This window comes from Kitasatospora sp. NPDC001547 (genome assembly GCF_042894165.1).
Classification (GTDB): domain Bacteria; phylum Actinomycetota; class Actinomycetes; order Streptomycetales; family Streptomycetaceae; genus Kitasatospora.
This window is the reverse complement of record NZ_JBIAVL010000019.1, coordinates 23277-40476: the sequence shown is the minus strand read 5'-3', so window position 1 is coordinate 40476 and position 17200 is coordinate 23277. Positions and strand designations below refer to the sequence as shown.

4 protein-coding genes are annotated in these 17200 nt (G+C 73.1%); all 4 read left to right on the top strand.

Annotated elements, in window-relative coordinates; genetic code table 11:
• Positions 1-64 precede the first annotated feature (64 nt).
• From ACFY0X_RS28410 to ACFY0X_RS28395, 4 genes are read left to right on the top strand one after another with little or no spacing between them, the layout of a single operon-like run.
• A complete protein-coding gene (locus tag ACFY0X_RS28410) occupies positions 65-2605 on the top strand; it encodes an amino acid adenylation domain-containing protein (protein WP_387758742.1) in 2541 nt (846 codons plus the stop codon).
• Positions 2598-7214 carry an SDR family NAD(P)-dependent oxidoreductase gene (locus ACFY0X_RS28405; protein ID WP_387758740.1) on the top strand — a complete coding sequence of 1539 codons (4617 nt, stop codon included), beginning with the start codon at positions 2598-2600 and terminating at the stop codon, positions 7212-7214. Before ACFY0X_RS28410 ends, ACFY0X_RS28405 begins: the two co-directional genes overlap by 8 nt.
• A complete protein-coding gene (locus ACFY0X_RS28400) occupies positions 7211-11761 on the top strand; it encodes an SDR family NAD(P)-dependent oxidoreductase (protein WP_387758739.1) in 4551 nt (1516 codons plus the stop codon). The genes ACFY0X_RS28405 and ACFY0X_RS28400 overlap by 4 nt, the downstream gene beginning before the upstream one ends.
• On the top strand, positions 11761-17160 hold the full coding sequence (locus ACFY0X_RS28395) for an SDR family NAD(P)-dependent oxidoreductase (protein WP_387758737.1): 5400 nt from the start codon (positions 11761-11763) through the stop codon (positions 17158-17160). The genes ACFY0X_RS28400 and ACFY0X_RS28395 overlap by 1 nt, the downstream gene beginning before the upstream one ends.
• Positions 17161-17200 lie beyond the last annotated feature (40 nt).

The window sequence follows — 17200 nt, the reverse complement described above, 5'->3', positions numbered from 1 at the left end:
CGTGGCCCGTTCCGGCGAGACGGGTGACGTACGTCCTGCCCCCAGACCCCTCAAGGCAACCCTCATGACACTGCGCCACCCCGCACCTCCCGTGCCCGGCCCCGATGCCGAAGGGCGCCCCGCCGAGCTGCCCGCCGCCCCGGAGCTGCCGTTGGACCGGACGCCTCCGGCCCGGCGCGACCACCGGGCCGGCTCGGTCCCCCTCGTCGTCCCCGCCGGGGCGACCGCCGCCCTGCGGCAGCTGGGTGACGCCTGCGGCGGAGGGCTCCCGGCGGCGGCCTTCGCCCTCTACCTGGCACTGCTGCACCGGTACGGCGGACAGTCCGAGCTCGCGGTCGGGGTGACCAACGGCGCCGGGGTGACCACGCCGGTCCGCGTCCGGACCGACGGGAGCTTCCGGGACCTGGTCCGGCTGGCGGGCACCGGGCTGGCGGAGGCCGAGCAGGCCCGTACCGCCAAGGCCGTGCACCTCTGGCCGGGCTTCTCCTGCCGGCCGGCACCGCGCGTCGCCCCCGAGACCACCTCCTGCGACCTGGATCTCCAACTCTGTTGCACCGACGGCGAGCTGACCGGCCGACTGGTGTTCGCCACCGACGTCCTGGACCCCGCCACCGCCCGCCGCGCGGTGGACCACCTGCTGAGGCTGCTCGACGGCGCGACGGCCGATCCGGACCGACCGGTGGCCGGGCTGCCCCTGCTCACCGCCGAGGAGGAGCGGACCGTCGCCCGGCTGAACGGCGTCCCGGGTGAGCCGACGGACGTGGGCTTCCACCGGCTCTTCGAGGAGCAGGCCGCCCGCACCCCCGAGGCGATCGCGGTCCGGGCCGCGGACGCCGCCCTCAGCTACCGCGAACTGAACGCCCGGGCCAACCAGTTGGCCCACCTGCTGCGTGAGACCGGGGTCGGCCCCGAGGTGACGGTGGGCCTCTGCGCCGATCGCGACGTGCGGCTGATGGTGGCCGTGCTGGGCATCCTCAAGGCCGGCGGCGCGTACGTACCGGTGGATCCGAACGACCCGGTCGAGCGGCGGGACGGCATCCTCGCGGACGCGGCCGTGCGGATCGTGGTGGCGACGGCCCCGCTCGGCACCGCCCACCAGGTGATCGAACTCGACGCCGGGCTGGCCGTGTTGGCGGGCCGCCCGACGGAGGACCGCCCGCCGGAGCACGAGACCTCCGGCGATGCCGCGTACCTGCTCTACACCTCCGGCTCCACCGGCAAGCCCAAGGGCGTGGTGATCGAGCACCGCCAGCTCGTCGGCTACACCCGCGCCGTCATCCGGCGGCTCGGCATCGACGGACCGCTCAGCTACGCGATGGTGCAGCCGCTGACGGTGGACTCCAGCGTCACGGCCTTCGCCCCGCCGCTGTGCACGGGCGGCGAGGTGCAGCTGATCCCCCGTGACGTCGCGCTGGACGCGCAGAGGCTGGCCGACTGGGTGCAGACCCGGGGGGTCGACTGCCTGAAGATCGCGCCCTCCCACCTCCGGGCCCTGCAGACCTCGCCGCGCTTCGCCGAACTCCTGCCGCGCCGCCTGCTGGTCATCGGCGGCGAGGCCTCCGACTGGCGCTGGCTGCGCGCCCTCCAACGCCTCGTCCCGCACTGCCGGGTCTTCAACCACTACGGTCCGACCGAGACCACCGTCGGGGTGCTGACCCTCGCCGTGGCCGACCACCCGGAGGCGGAGTGGGAGACCGCGCCGATCGGCGTTCCGCTCCCGGGCACCCAGGCCCACGTGGTGGACCCCGCGGGCCGTCCCACGCCCGTCGGCGTCGCCGGAGAGCTGCTGATCGGCGGCGACAACCTCGCCCGCGGCTACCACCGCCGGGCGGATCTCACCGCGGCGGCCTTCGTCCCGGACACCCTCGGCGGCGGGCCGGGCTCCCGCCTCTACCGGACCGGCGACATCGTCCGCCGCCTGGCCGACGGGACGATCGCCTTCCTCGGCCGGCGCGACGACCAGATCAAGGTCCGCGGGTTCCGGGTCGCCCTGGGGGAGATCGAGGCCGCGCTGAAGAGCCACCCCGAGGTGCGCCACGCCATCGCCGTCGTCCGCGAGGACGTCCCCGGCGACCGGCGGGTGGTCGCCTACGTCGAGCCGCACGGCCCCGGGTTCAGCACCGCCGGGCTGGAGCGCCACCTGCGGGAGCGGCTCTCCCCGCACATGGTGCCGCAGGCGCTGGTGACGCTGGACCGGCTGCCGCTCTCCGGGCACGGCAAGGTCGACCGCGGCAGGCTGCCCCGGCCCGCCGAGCCCGCCACCGCGCCGCTTCCACCGCGCAACGAACTGGAGCGGCTGGTGGCGCAGGTGTGGCAGGAGGTCCTCCACACCGAGGTGGTCGGCACCGACCAGAACTTCTTCGACATCGGCGGGCACTCCCTGCTCATGGTCGGGCTGCACCACCGGCTCCGGGCGGCTACCGGCCGGGAGGTCGACCTTCTCGACCTGTTCCAGCACACCACCGTCCGGGCCCAGGCCGAGCTGCTCTCGCAGCAGGGGCAGGGGGTGGCACCGGCCGCCACCCGCGGCAGGAGCACTCAGCAGAACGCCCTGCTGAAGCGCCGCCAACAGCAGCTGCAAGCGAAGCGAGGTCGCCATGAGTGAGCACTCCCCCGAGCCCGACCCCACCGCGGACGCCGAGCTGGACTCCGAACCGGCCGACGGCTTCTCCGAGTTCGACGACAGCCTGGACATCGCCGTCGTCGGCATGGCCGGCCGCTTCCCCGGTGCCCGGACGGTCGAGGAGTACTGGAGCAACCTCAAGGCGGGCGTCTGCTCCGTCACCCGCTTCGAGGACGAGGAGCTCGCCGCCCGGGGCGTGGACGCCGCCACCCTGGCCGACCCGGACTTCGTCGGCGCGGGCTACCCGCTGGCGGACAGCGAGAAGTTCGACGCCGCCTTCTTCGGCTACTCCCCGCGCGAGGCCGAACTCATGGACCCGCAGCACCGGGTCCTGCTCGAATGCGCCTGGGCCGCCCTGGAGAGCTCCGGGTACGACACCGATCGACAGGACGGCCTGGTCGGCGTCTACGCGGGCGCGGGCAACAACACCTACCTGCTCTTCAACATCGCCTCCCAGCCCGGCGCCGCGCGGATCCTCGGCGACAAGCAGACGGTGATCGGCAACCGGCCGGACTTCCTCGCCAGCAGGGTCTCCTACAAGCTCGGCCTGGAGGGCCCCGCCCTCACCGTCCAGTCCGCCTGCTCCACGTCACTGGTCGCCGTCGTCCAGGCGTGCCAGGCGCTGCTGGCCTACCAGTGCGACACCGCACTGGCCGGCGGCGTCGCCGTCGACGGGACCAGGAGCAAGGGCTACGTCTACCGCCCGGACGGCATCTTCTCGCCGGACGGCTACTGCCGCACCTTCGACGCCCGCGCCCAGGGGACGGTGGGCGGCGACGGCGTCGGGATGGTGGTGCTCAAGCGCCTCAAGGACGCGATCACCGACAACGACCACATCCACGCGGTCATCAAGGGCTCCGCGCTGAACAACGACGGCTCCCGCCGGGCCGGCTTCAGCGCGCCCAGCGCCGCCACCCAGTCCGCCGTCATCTCCACCGCGCTGGCGAACGCGGACGTGCCGGCCGAGAGCATCGGCTACATCGAGCTGCACGGGACGGCCACCATCCTGGGCGACCCGATCGAGTTCTCCGCACTCGCCTCGGCCTACTCCGGGGTCGGGGAGCGCAGTTGCGCCCTGGGCTCCGCCAAGACCAACATCGGCCACCTCGACTCGGCCGCCGGGGTCGCCGGCCTGATCAAGGCCGTGCTGGCGGTGGAGCACGGGCAGCTGCCGCCCACCCTGCACTTCGAGCGGCCCAACCCGCGGATCGACCTGGCCGGCAGCCCGTTCTACGTCAACACCGAGCTGCTGCCCTGGCCCGAGGGCGACGGCCCGCGCCGCGCCGGGGTCAGCTCCTTCGGCCTCGGCGGCACCAACGCCCACGTCATCCTCGAACAGGCCCCGGAGCTGCCGCGCGCATCCCGGCAGGCCGACGGCGCCGAGCAGCTGCTGGTGCTCTCCGCGAAGAGCCCGGAGGCCCTGGAGGCGGCCACCGACCAGCTGCACGACCACCTCCGGGCGCACCCCGGACTGCCGCTGGCCGACGTCGCGTTCACCCTCCAGCGGGGCCGCCGGGCGTTCCCGTACCGACGGATGCTGGTGGCCGGCGGCACCGAGGAGGCGCTGGCGGCGCTCGACGCCCGCGACGACGGTCGGCTGCTCACCGCGACCGCGTCCGAGGCCGCGCACCGGCCGGTGGCCTTCATGTTCACCGGTTTCGGCTCCCAGTTCCCCGGTATGGCGCGCGAACTCTACTCCCAGGAGCCGGAGTTCAGGGACGCGTTGGACGAGTGCGCCGGACTGCTGGCGCCGCTGCTCGGCACGGACATCCGCGAACTCGTGTTCACCGTCGACGAGTCCGCGGCCGCCGCCCCCGGACAGCCCTTCGACTTCAGCAGGCTGCTGCTCCAGCCGGAGCGCAGCGAGCACCCGCTGGACCAGCCGCGCCTCGGCTACCCCGCGGTGTTCGCCCTGGAGTACGCCCTGGTCAGGCTCTGGGCCGCCTGGGGGGTCGAGCCCGAGGCGATGATCGGCCACAGCCTGGGCGAGTACGTCGCGGCCTGTGTGGCCGGGGTCTTCTCGCTGCCCGACGCCCTGCGCCTGGTCGCGGAGCGCGCCCGGCTGATCGAGGAGCAGGGCGAGGGCGCGATGCTCGCCGTGCCGCTCTCCGAGGAGGCCGTCGCACGGTACACCGACGCGGAGGTCTGCCTCGCCGCGGTCAACGGCCCGCAGACCTGCGTGCTCTCCGGCACCGTCGAGGGCATCGAGCGGGTGGCGGGCGAACTGCTGGCCGCCGGCACCGCGACCCGCCGGCTGACCACCCGCTTCGCCTTCCACTCCCCGATGATGGACCCGGTCGTCGAGCGCTACGCCGAACTGGTCCGCTCGGTCCGGCTGAACGCCCCGGCCGTGCCGTTCGTCTCCAACCTGACCGGCGCCTGGATCACCGACGACGAGGCCACCAGCCCCGAGTACTGGGCCCGGCACGTACGGGAGTGCGTGCGGTTCGCGGACGGCCTGGCCACCCTGTGGTCCGTCCCGGACGTCGCGATCGTCGAGATCGGCCCCGCGCCGACCCTGACGCCCGGGGCCATCCAGCACCCCGCCGCCGCCGGCACCGACCGGGTCGTCCTCCCGTCCCTCCCCGGCGCCTTCCTCGGGCAGAGCGACCGCACCGCACTCCTGCGGGCCGCCGGACGCCTCTGGCTCGCCGGCCGGCAGCGCCCCTTCCCGGCCACGGCCGGTGCCCGGCGGGTCCCGCTCCCCACCTACCCCTTCGAACGGCGCACCTACTGGCTCGAACCCGGCACCGCCCAGCCCGGCAGCGGCTCGGCCCAGCAGCGGCGCGGCGACCTGCCCCAGTGGTTCTACACGCCGTCCTGGCAGCGGCTGGCCGGCGCACCGCAGCCCGCCGAGGCCGGCCTGGCCGACGAGCGCTGGCTCGTCTTCGCGGACGAGACCGGCGTCGGCCACCACCTCGCCGACCGGCTCGAAGGTCTCGGCGCCACCGTACGCACGGTCTCCCGGGGAGCCGAGTGGCACCGCGGTAGCGAGCGCGAGTACGTCCTCGACCCCGCCCGGCCGGAGCACTTCGCCCGGCTCGCCGAGGCGCTGCGCGCCGAGGGCCCGCTGCCCGGTCGGGTGGTGCACTGCTGGAGCGTCGGCGACGACGCCGACCGGGCCACGGCGCCCGAGGACGTCCGGGCCCTGCTGCACCGCTCCTTCGACAGCCTGGTCCACTGGGTCCAGGCCACCGAGGCCGAGCTGATGACCGGGCGGCAGCGCTGGGACGTGCTGTCCTCCGAGGTGCACGCCGTCCTCGGGGACGAGCCGCTCTGCCCGCCGAAGGCCGCCGTCCAGGGCCTGTGCCGGGTGCTGCCGCAGGAGTACCCCTCGCTCAGCTGCGTCCACGTCGACCTCCGCCCGGAAGGCCCGCAGGCCGTGCCCGGGCTGGTCGACCGGCTGCTGGCCGAGCTCGCCGCCCCGCCCGCCGAGCGCACCATCGCGCTGCGCGGCCGGCACCGCTGGGCGCCGACGTACGTGACCGGCGCACCGCGCCCGCGGGGTGGGTCCCCGGTCCGCCCCGGCGGGGTGTACCTGGTCACCGGCGGCCTCGGGAAGATCGGCCTGCTGATGGCCCGCGCCCTCGCCGACCGCGCCAAGGTGCGCCTGGTGCTGCTCGGACGGACGGGTCTGCCGCCCCGGGAGAGCTGGGGCGATCCGCAGCACCCGGAAGCGGTCCGGTCCGCGGTCCGCGCCGTCCAGGAGATCGAGGCGCTGGGCTCCGAGGTGCTGGTGACCGCCACGGACGTCTCCGACCGCACGGCCATGCTCGCCCTGAAGGAGCGCGTCCTGCGGGAGTTCGGCCCGATCGACGGCGTGCTGCACTGTGCCGGCACGACCGGCACGGCGGCCCACCGGGAGGTCACGGTCCTGGGCGCGGAGGAGGCCTCCTGGCACTTCGGCCCCAAGCTCTACGGCACGCAGGTGCTGCACGAGGTACTGGCCGACCAGCGGGTGGACTTCGCCGTCATCTGCTCCTCGATCGCCTCGCTGCTCGGCGGTCTCGGCTTCGGTGCGTACGCCGCCGCGAACGCCGCGCTCGACGCCTTCGCCCAGCGGCACCACAGCGCGGCCCTGCCCTGGACCAGCGTCAACTGGGAAGCCTGGCACTTCTCCCAGGAGGACCGGGCGGATTCCGGACTCGGCGCGGCGGTACGCGAGTTGGCACTCACACCGGCCGAGGGCCGACAGGTGTTCGACACCCTGCTCGACGCGGTGCCCCAGGCGCAGGTCGTCACCTCCACCGGCGATCTGACGTTGCGTCACGAACTGTGGGCCGACCCGGTGGCCGAGGCACCGGCCCCGGCCGCACGGCACGAGCGCCCCAACCTGCGCAACCCGTTCGTCGCCCCGAACGGCGAGACCGAACACCGGGTGGCGGAGATCTGGCAGGAGCTACTCGGCGTGGAGAGCGTCGGCGTGCACGACAACTTCTTCGAACTGGGCGGCAGTTCACTGCTCGGCCTCCAGGTCGTCCACCGACTGCGTCAGGAGCTGGCGGTGGCCGTACCGCTGACCATCGTCTACGAGGGCCCCACCGTGCGCACCCTCGGCGCGCTCGTCGACGACCTCCGGGCGGCGCGGTGACGGCGGCGCGCGGTGGTGTCGCGATCATCGGGATGGCGGGGCGCTTCCCCGGCGCGGGGGACCTGACCGAGTTCTGGTCGAACCTGCGCGACGGCGTCGAGTCGATCGTCGCCCTGACCGACGAGGAGCTGACGGCGGCCGGGGTGCCGCCCGAGGTGTTCGGGCAACGAACCTACGTCAAGGCCGCGCCCGCCTTCACCGGCAGCGACCTGTTCGATGCGGAGTTCTTCGGGTACACCGCCCGCGAGGCCGAGGTGATGGACCCGCAGCACCGCCTCTTCCTGGAGACGGCCTGGGAGGCGCTGGAGCACGCCGGCTACGACGCCGCCCGGTACGAGGGCAGCATCGGCGTCTTCGGCGGCGCGGGGGCCAACCGCTACGTCCAGCACGTCTACTCGCACCAGCAGATCGTGGACACCCTGGGCCAGACCCAGATCCTGGTGGCCAACGAACTCGCCTTCCTGGCCTCCCGGGTGTCGTACAAGCTGGACCTGAAGGGCCCCGCGGTCTCGCTGCGCGCCGCCTGCTCGACCGCGCTGGTCGCCGCCCACACCGCCCGCCGGAGCCTGCTCGCCGGGGAGTGCGACCTCGCCCTGGCGGGTGGCGTCCACGTCGACCCGAACCCGGGCACCGGCTACCTGCACCAGGACGGGTCCTTCGTGTCCCCCGACGGGCACGTCCGCCCGTTCGACGCGGACGCCCGGGGCACGGTCTTCGGCACGGGTGTCGGTCTGGTCGCGCTGAAGCGGCTGGAGGACGCACTGGCCGACGGCGACACCGTCCACGCCGTGATCAGGGGCTCGGCGATCAACAACGACGGCGCGGTGAAGGTCGGTTTCACCGCCCCGAGCGTCACCGGCCAGGCCGCGGTCATCTCCGCCGCGCTCGCCGACGCGGGCCTCGCACCCACGGACATCGACTACGTCGAGGCACACGGCACGGGCACCTCGCTGGGCGACCCGATCGAGGTGCAGGCGCTGTCCCGGGCGTTCGGCGACACCGGGTCCTGGGCCCTCGGCTCGGTCAAGGGGAACGTCGGCCACCTCGACGCCGCCGCCGGGATCTCGGGCCTGCTCAAGACCACGCTCGCGCTCAAGCACGAACTCCTCCCCGCTTCGCTGAACTACAGCCGCGGCAACCCCGACATCGACTTCGCCACCGGCCCGTTCCGGGTCCAGGCCGAGCCCGGCCGATGGCCACGCACCGACGGCCGCGTCCGCCGCGCCGGCATCAGCGCCTTCGGCTTCGGCGGCACCAACGCCCACCTCGTCCTCGAAGAGGCTCCGGCCGCCCCCGCCTCTCCGGCCGGCACCCGCCCGACCGAGACGTTGGTCCTCTCGGCCCGCACCCCCGCCGCACTCGAAGAAGCCACCGACCGACTGGCCGCCCACCTGCGCCGCGAACAGCCCAACCTCGCCGACGCCGCCTACACCCTGGCCACCGGCCGCCGTGCCTTCCCCCACCGCCGCACCGTCACCGGCTCGTCCGCCGAAGCCGTCGCGGCTTTCCTGGAGACCCGCGACCCCGCCCACGTCACCACCAGCCACACCACCCGCGAGACCGCGCCCCTGGTCTTCCTGTTCAGCGGCCAGGGCTCCCAGCACACCCGCATGGCCCACGACCTCTACCAGCACGAGCCCGTCTTCCGCGCCAACGTCGACGAATGCGCCGAACTCCTCACACCACACCTCGACCAGGACATCCGCGAGGTGGTCTTCACCGACGACGGCCGACTCGACCAGACCCAGTGGGCCCAACCCGCCCTCTTCGTCATCGAATACGCCCTCACCCGACTCTGGCAGTCCTGGGACATCACCCCCACCGCCATGCTCGGCCACAGCCTCGGCGAATGGACCGCCGCCTGCGTCGCCGGCGTCTTCACCCTCCCCGACACCCTCGCGCTCGTCGCACTGCGCGGCCGCCTCATGCAGGCCCAGACCCCCGGCGCCATGCTCAACGTCATGGCCGCACGGCCAGAGGTCGAGGCGGCGCTGCCCGACGGCCTCTCCCTCGCCGCCCACAACGGCCCCCGCGACTGCGTCGTCTCCGGCCCCCACCACGTCATCCAGGCCTTCACCGCCCTCGCCGAGGAACACGGCTGGGCCACGCAACCCGTCGCCACCTCCCACGCCTTCCACTCCAGCCTGATGGAACCGATGATCGCGGAGTTCACCACCGCCGTCGCCGCCGTCGACCGCCAGGCCCCGCAGACGCCCTTCGTCTCCAACACCACCGGCACCTGGATCACCGGCGAGCAGGCCACGGACCCGGCCTACTGGGGCCACCACATCCGTGCCACCGTCGAATACGCCACCGGCGTCCGGACCGCCACCACCGAGCCGGGCACCACCCTCCTGGAGATCGGCCCCGGCCAGACCCTCAGCAGCCTCACCCGGCGCATCCTCACCGACACCGGCACCCGGTCCACCACCCTCGCCTCCCTCCCCCACAAGCGCGACCCCCGCAGCCCCTCCGAAGCCGTCCAGCGCACCCTCGCCACCCTCTGGCTCACCGGCGCCGCCCCCGACTGGTCCGCCTACTTCGCCCAGCAGCAACGCCGCCGGATCCCCCTCCCCAGCTACCCCTTCCAGCGCAAGCGCTACTGGCTCGACCGACAGGCCACGACGGCCCAGGCCGCCGGTCGCTCCGCGGCGCGCCGCGACGACATCACGCAGTGGTTCTACGCCCCGTCCTGGCAGCGGGCGCCTCTCCCCGCCGGGGAGCAGCCGGATCGCACCCGGCACTGGCTGGTCTTCGCCGACGGCCTGGGCGTGGGCGAGGCGGTGACCGAGCAGCTGCGGGCCGCCGGTGCCACCGTCACCGTGGTGGCGGCGGCCGGCGCCTGGTCCGACCGGGGAGATGACCGCTACACCATCGACCCGGCCGACAGCTCCGACTACGAGCGGCTGATCAGCACCCTGCGGAACGGCCCTGCCGGTGTGCCCACCCACATCGTCCACGGCTGGAGCGTCACCGCGCCGGGCGCGGAGGGCAGCCTCCAGCACGGTTTCGAGAGTCTGATCCGCCTCACCCAGGCCCTCGTCCAGCACCCGGACGGCGAGCCGCGCCGGATCTGGGTGCTCAGCAACGGAATGCACAACGTCACCGGCGCCGAGCTGCTCTCGCCGCTGAAGGCCACCCTGCTGGGCCCGTGCCGCGTGCTGCCCCGCGAGCTGCCGGGCACCACCTGCCGCAGCGTCGACCTCGACTGCCAGGAAGCCCCCACTCAGGCGCAACTGGGGAAGCTGATGGCCGAGTTGGCAGCAGCGCCGGAGCCCGGCACGGAGACGGTGGCACACCGAGGGGGGCACCGCTGGTCCCAGCACTACCTGCCGCAGCCGCTGCCCCGGCGCGACGAGTCGCCGGTGGTGCGCAAGGACGGTGTCTACCTGGTCACCGGCGGCACCGGTGGCCTGGGCCTGGCCCTGGCCGGGCACCTCGCGGCAGCGGGGGCACGGATCGCGCTCACCGCGCGCACCCGGCTGCCCGACGCCGCGGAGTGGGACTCCTGGCTCGCCGACAACCCGGGCAAGGGCCGGCTCGCCGACACCGTACGGGAGTTGGTCCGTCTGCGGGACGCGGGTGCGGAGCTCCTGGTGTTCCAGGCCGACGTCAGCGACCAGGCGGCGATGAGCGAGGCCGTCCGGCGGACCACCCAGCAGTGGGGGGCCGTCCACGGCGCCTTCCACGCGGCGGGCGTCGCCGGTGGCGGCCTGATCCAGCTCAAGGACCTCCAGGCGGCCGCCGAGGTCCTGCTCCCGAAGGTGCGCGGCACCCTGGTGCTGGAGGAGGTGCTGGCGGACCAGGAGCTGGACTTCCTGGTCCTGTTCGGCTCGAACGGTGCGAACATCGGCAGTGTCGGCCAGGTCGACTACTGCGCCGCCAACTGCTTCCTCGACGCCTTCGCCCAGGACCGGGGGCGCACCCGGCGGGTGATCTCGATCGACTGGGGTCCGTGGCGGGAGATCGGCATGGCGGTCGGTACCGCCGCGCCGTCCGGCGTCGAGCAGGTGGACGAGCGCGCCATGTCGCCCGCCGAAGGGCTGTGGGCCCTCGACGCGATCCTGGCCGGCCTCTCGGAGTCGCAGATCATCGTGTCGCCCGCCGAGCTCTCGGCGCTGTTCGAGAACGCCTTCTCGCTGGAGCAGGGCGACACCGCGGAGCCCCGTGGCGCCGCGCACGCACGCCCGGACATCCTCACCGAGTTCGTGGCACCGCGCAGCGACACCGAGCGCGCGATCTGCGAGCTGTGGCAGGAGCTGCTGGGCATCGAGAAGGTCGGCATCCAGGACAGTTTCTTCGACCTGGGCGGCAACTCGCTGATCGCGATCCAGCTGGTGAGCACCATCAACACCCGGCTGGGCACGAAGCTCGCCCTCGGCGACCTGTACGAGGGGTTGACGGCGGCGCACCTGGCCGGCCTGGCCGAGCAGCCCCTGCAGCAGACAACGGGCGACAACCGCAAGGCACTTGAGGAACGCAGGGAAAAGATGCAGCAACGCCGGCGTCAGCACCAGCAACGGCGTCGGACGGCAAGGGGCGAATGATGACCAATGAGTTCACGGATCTCCCGGAACGGGACGGCGTCGCGATCATCGGGATGGCGGGGCGCTTCCCCGGCGCGGGGGACCTGACCGAGTTCTGGTCGAACCTGCGCGACGGCGTCGAGTCGATCGTCGCCCTGACCGACGAGGAGCTGACGGCGGCCGGGGTGCCGCCCGAGGTCTTCGGCCAGCCCCACTACGTCAAGGCCGCGCCCAGGTTCGAGGGCATCAGCCTCTTCGACGCGGAGTTCTTCGGGTACACCGCCCGCGAAGCGAAGATCATGGACCCGCAGCACCGGCTCTTCCTGGAGACGGCGTGGGCGGCACTGGAGCACGCCGGCTACGACGCCGCCCGGTACGAGGGCAGCATCGGCGTCTTCGGCGGCGCCAGTACCACCGCCTACCTGGGGAACATCCTCGGCAACCTGGAGCAGGGCGAGGCGATCAAGGGCGAGAACGTCGGCCTCGGCTTCGAACTCGCCTTCCTGACCAGCCGGGTGTCGTACAAGCTCGACCTGCGGGGGCCGAGCTTCCCGGTCCAGACCGCCTGCTCCAGCTCGCTGGTGGCACTGCACGCCGCCTGCCAGAGCCTGCTCAACTACGAGTGCGACATGGCCCTCTCCGGGGCGGTCTCCTACAAGGTGCAGGAGAACACCGGCTACCCGTACCAGGAGGGGGCCTTCCTCTCCCCGGACGGACACATCCGCCCGTTCGACGCGGACGCCCGGGGCACGGTCTTCGGCAACGGTGTCGGCGTGGTGACCCTGAAGCGGCTGGAGGACGCGCTGGCCGACGGCGACACCGTCCACGCCGTGATCAGGGGCTCGGCCGTCAACAACGACGGCGGGGTCAAGGCGAGTTTCACGGCACCGACGGTCGGCGGTCAGGCCGAGGTGATCACGGAGGCGCTGGCCGTCGCGGAGCTCGCCCCCGAGGACATCGACTACGTCGAGGCGCACGGCAGCGGCACCGTGATCGGTGACTCGATCGAGGTGCAGGCGCTGTCCCGGGCGTTCGGCGACACCGGGTCCTGGGCCCTCGGCTCGATCAAGGGGAACATCGGCCACCTCGACGCCGCCGCCGGCATGGCCGGCCTGCTGAAGACCACGCTCGCACTCAAGCACGAACTGCTGCCGCCCTCGCTGAACTACAGCCGCGGCAACCCCGACATCGACTTCGCCACCGGCCCGTTCCACGTGCAGGCGGAATCGACTCCCTGGCCCCGCACCGACGGCCGCGTCCGCCGCGCCGGCATCAGCGCGTTCGGCTTCGGCGGCACCAACGCCCACCTCGTCCTCGAAGAGGCTCCGGTCGCCCCCGCCTCTCCGGCCGGCACCCGCCCGACCGAGACGCTGGTCCTCTCGGCCCGCACCCCCGCCGCACTCGAAGAAGCCACCGACCGACTGGCCGCCCACCTGCGCCGCGAACAGCCCAACCTCGCCGACGCCGCCTACACCCTGGCCACCGGCCGCCGCGCCTTCCCGCACCGCCGCACCGTCACCGGCACCACTCCCGACGCCATCGCCACCGCCCTGGATACCCACGACCCCGCCCACGTCACCACCAGCCACGCGACCCGCGAGACCGCGCCCCTGGTCTTCCTGTTCAGCGGCCAGGGCTCCCAGCACACCGGCATGGCCCACGACCTCTACCAGCACGAGCCCGTCTTCCGCGCCAGCGTCGACGAATGCGCCGAGCTGCTCAGGCCGCACGTCGGCGAGGACATCCGCGAGGTGGTCTTCACCGAGGACAGCCGACTCGACCAGACCCAGTGGGCCCAACCCGCCCTCTTCGTCATCGAGTACGCCCTCACCCGGCTCTGGCAGTCCTGGGACATCACCCCCACCGCCATGCTCGGGCACAGCCTCGGCGAGTGGACCGCCGCCTGCGTCGCCGGCGTCTTCACCCTCCCCGACACCCTCGCGCTCGTCGCACTGCGCGGCCGCCTCATGCAGGCCCAGACCCCCGGCGCCATGCTCAACATCATGGCCGCACGGCCAGAGGTCGAGGCGGCGCTGCCCGACGGCCTCTCCCTCGCCGCCCACAACGGCCCCCGCGACTGCGTCGTCTCCGGCCCCCACCACGTCATCCAGGCCTTCACGGCCCTTGCCGAGGAGCGCGGCTGGGCCACGCAACCCGTCGCCACCTCCCACGCCTTCCACTCCAGCCTGATGGAACCGATGGTCGAGAAGTTCGTCGCCGCCGTCGCCGCCGTCGACCGCCAGGCTCCGCAGGTCCCCTTCGTCTCGAACACCACCGGCACCTGGATCACCGACGAGCAGGCCACGGACCCGGCCTACTGGGGCCACCACGTCCGCGCCACCGTCGAATACGCCACCGGCGTCCGGACCGCCACCACCGAGCCGCACGTCACCCTGCTCGAAGTCGGCCCCGGCCAGACCCTCAGCAGCCTCACCCGGCGCATCCTCACCAGTGCGGGCATCCAGGCCACGGCGCTCGCCTCGCTCCCCCACAAGCGCGACCGCCGTACCGCCACCGAGATCATCCAGCGCACCCTCGGCAGCCTCTGGCTCGCCGGCGCCCGGCCCGGCTGGACCGCCTACTTCGCCCAGCAGCAACGCCGCCGGATTCCCCTCCCCACCTACCCCTTCCAGCGCAAGCGCTACTGGCTGGAGCCCCAGGTCCCGCAGGCCGCGGTCCGGCACACCCCCGGACCACACCCGTTGCTGGACCAGGTCCTGCTCCGGACGATGGGCCAGTCCGTCTTCCTCACCGAGTTCTCGCTGGAACGGCACTGGGTGCTCTCCGAACACAAGCTGCTCTCAGAGGCGATCGTCCCCGGAACCACCTATCTGGAGATGGCCCGCGCCGCCGCCTCGCTGCACTTCGGCCGACCGGTCACCGAGCTCCGCGACGTGACCTTCCTCGTGCCGCTGCTGGTGCAGGAGGGAATCCCGCGCACCGCGCACACGACCGTCCGCGAACTCGACGACCTCCAGGCCGAGTTCACCGTCGCCAGCCACGACCCGGCAAGCGACCGCTGGACGGTGCACGTCCAGGGCACGGTCGGCGTCAAGCCGCACACCGCCCCGGCGCCCAAGCAGGATCCGGCCGCGCTGCGGGCGCTCTGCTCGCTGGAGAGCGTGGACATCTCCCGGCGGCAGTCCGAGCACAAGGTGATGGAGTTCGGCGACCGCTGGCGCAGCAGCCTCCCGACCGTGCACGTCGGCATCCGCACCGCCCTCGGCGTGCTCGACCTGCCCGAGCAGTACCGGGCCGAGTGCCAGGACCACCCCCTGCACCCAGTCCTGCTCGACCAGGCCACCGGCTTCAGCGGATTCGCCCTCCTGGAGACCGCCGAGGACCGCCGACTCGCCCTCGGTGACCGGGACTTCTTCCTCCCGGTCGGCTACGACTCGCTGCTCCTGCACGGCCCGCTGCCCGCTCGGGGCCTGAGTTTCGTCCAGCCGCACCCGGGCTACGTGGACAACGCCGAGTTCCGCAAGGTCGACGTGGTGATCTGCGACGAGTCGGGGGTTACCGCGGCCGAGATCCGCGGCTTCACCGTCAAGCGGGTCACCGACGCCGAGCGCACGGTCGCCCGACTGCGACCGCACAACCGCCACCACACCCTCCGCTGGGTCCCGGCGCCGGCAGCCGAGGAGTCCCGGGCCGCACCCGCCCGGGTCCTGGTGATCGGAGAACAGGGCAGCGTCGGATCCGAGTTGAGCGCCGCACTCCGCGCGCACGGCATCAACGTCACGGAGGCGGCCCTCGCGGACCGATGGCACCGGTCCGCTCCGGACCGGTACGAAGTGCCGCCCACCCAGGAGGGTTTCGGCCGGCTGCTGGACGCACTCGGTGCGGAGCTCCCGGACGAGGTCGTGCACGTCGCGGCCCCTGCCGACGGCGACGTCCAGCAGGATCCGTCACTCCTGGAGAGCAGGCTCGACCACGGCGTCCACAGCCTGTTCCACCTGTCCCGCAGCCTCTCCGAGCGCGGCGTCGGCCCGGCCAGGCTCAGCGTGGTCGCCCCCTCGGTGGCCCGGGTCACCGGCACCGAGCCGGAGACGGCCCCGGTCCACGCGACGCTCTTCGGCCTGGCGAAGGTGATCGGCCAGGAGTACGAGGACACCGACGTGTTCTGCCTCGACATCGCCCACGACACCGGCGCCGAGGCCGTCCGCGCCGAACTGCTCGGAGCCCGGACACCCGCCACCGTCGCGCTGCGCGACGGGCACCGCTACGTCGCGGAGCTCGCACCGGTGCAGCTGCGGGAGCAGCCGAGGTCCGCGCCGGTGCGCCCGGACGGGGTGTACCTCATCACCGGCGGTCTGGGCGGGCTCGGACTCGCGGTCGCCCGCCGGCTGAGCCGATCGGTGCCGGGTGCGCGGCTCGCCCTGGTCAACCGCACCGAGCTGCCGCCGCGCGAGCGGTGGGACGAGGTCACCGACGCCAAGGTGCGCGGGCAGATCGAGGCACTGCGTGAACTGGAGCGCAACGGCGCCGAGGTCCGCGGCTACTCCGGTGACGTCACCGACCTGACGGTCATGGCGGGAGTCGTCGCGAAGATCCGCGCCGATCTCGGCGGGATCGGCTGCGTCGTCCACGCGGCCGGTGTCGCCGGGGACGGCTTCCTCTTCCGCAAGGAGGCGGAGACCTTCCGCCGTACCCTGAACCCGAAGGTGCTCGGCGCCACCGTGCTGGACCTCGTCACCCAGGACGACCCGCCGGAGTGCATGGTCAACTTCGGTTCCACGGTGGCGGTCTTCGGTGCGGCCGGGCAGGGCGACTACACTGCCGCCAACAGCTACCTGGACCACTTCGCCGAGCAGCGCTCCGCACGCGGCCGGTGGACGGTGTCGGTCGACTGGAGCGACTGGCTGGAAACCGGCATGGCCTTCGACCACGGCGTCCAGCAGGATCAGGGCTTCTTCCGTTCGGTGTCGGTCGAGGACGGTCTCGACAGCTTCGAGGAGATCCTCGCCTCGGCCTGCACCCCGGTGATCGTCGGCGAGATCAACTACCCGAGGCTGAGCGCCTCCGGCAGGCTCGCGGAACTGTTGCGGCGCGCACCGCTGGTGCTGGCCACCCCGATCCGGCAGGCCGTCGACGCCGCCCGCGGCAGCGCCGACGGATCCGCCGCGACGGCGGAGGAGGCGCCGTGCGACGGCGAGCCGAAGCTCTTCGGCAGGGAGAGCGGCGCGTTCACCGACACCGAGCGCGCACTCGCCCGGATCTGGGCCCGCGAGCTCGGCCTCACCGAACTCAACGTGCACGACACCTCGTTCGCGCTCGGGGTGGACTCGCTGGCCGCCCTCCGGATCGCCCAGAGCATCCAGAAGATCACGGACCTCCGGGTCTCCATGGTCGACCTGTTCCGCTACGTCACGATCGCGGACCTCGCCGAACACCTGGACACCAGGGCCGCCCAGGGCTGACCGGGCCCCCAACTCCCCTTCTATCCCACAAAGGTGGTAT

Bases quoted from the DNA above. Each gene is read 5' to 3' on its own strand.
- ACFY0X_RS28410 (WP_387758742.1), top strand. From the start codon at position 65: ATGACACTGCGCCACCCCGCACCTCCCGTGCCCGGCCCCGATGCCGAA.
- ACFY0X_RS28405 (WP_387758740.1), top strand. From the start codon at position 2,598: ATGAGTGAGCACTCCCCCGAGCCCGACCCCACCGCGGACGCCGAGCTG.
- ACFY0X_RS28395 (WP_387758737.1), top strand. From the start codon at position 11,761: ATGACCAATGAGTTCACGGATCTCCCGGAACGGGACGGCGTCGCGATC.